Annotated in this window: 1 rRNA gene; it reads right to left on the bottom strand. The window is 51.6% G+C overall.

The features are described 5' to 3' along the window. Positions 1-818 (bottom strand): 23S ribosomal RNA (locus ACZ9XP_RS17735); the annotation flags it as partial.

Raw genomic sequence — 818 nt, 5'->3', positions numbered from 1 at the left:
CATCCGCAGCTTCGGTTATCAGTTTGAGCCCCGTTACATCTTCCGCGCAGGACGACTCGACCAGTGAGCTATTACGCTTTCTTTAAATGATGGCTGCTTCTAAGCCAACATCCTGGCTGTCTAGGCCTTCCCACCTCGTTTACCACTTAACTGATCATTTGGGACCTTAGCTGGCGGTCTGGGTTGTTTCCCTCTTGACGATGGACGTTAGCACCCACCGTCTGTCTCCCATGCTTGCACTTTCCGGTATTCAGAGTTTGCCATGGTTTGGTAAATCGCAATGACCCCCTAGCCATAACAGTGCTTTACCCCCGGAAGTGATACATGAGGCACTACCTAAATAGTTTTCGGGGAGAACCAGCTATCTCCGAGTTTGTTTAGCCTTTCACCCCTATCCACAGCTCATCCCCTAGTTTTGCAACACTAGTGGGTTCGGACCTCCAGTGCGTGTTACCGCACCTTCATCCTGGCCATGGATAGATCACTCGGTTTCGGGTCTACACCCAGCGACTGAGACGCCCTATTCGGACTCGGTTTCCCTACGCCTCCCCTATGCGGTTAAGCTTGCCACTGAATGTAAGTCGCTGACCCATTATACAAAAGGTACGCAGTCACCCGTTTCCAGGCTCCCACTGTTTGTATGCATCCGGTTTCAGGTTCTATTTCACTCCCCTCCCGGGGTTCTTTTCGCCTTTCCCTCACGGTACTGGTTCACTATCGGTCGATCACGAGTATTTAGCCTTGGAGGATGGTCCCCCCATATTCAGACAGGATTTCGCGTGTCCCGCCCTACTTGTCGTATGCTTAGTTCTTGGAAT

This window comes from Vogesella perlucida (assembly GCF_979366545.1).
Note: the sequence above shows the minus strand (reverse complement) of the source record. Positions and strands in the feature narration are given on the sequence as shown.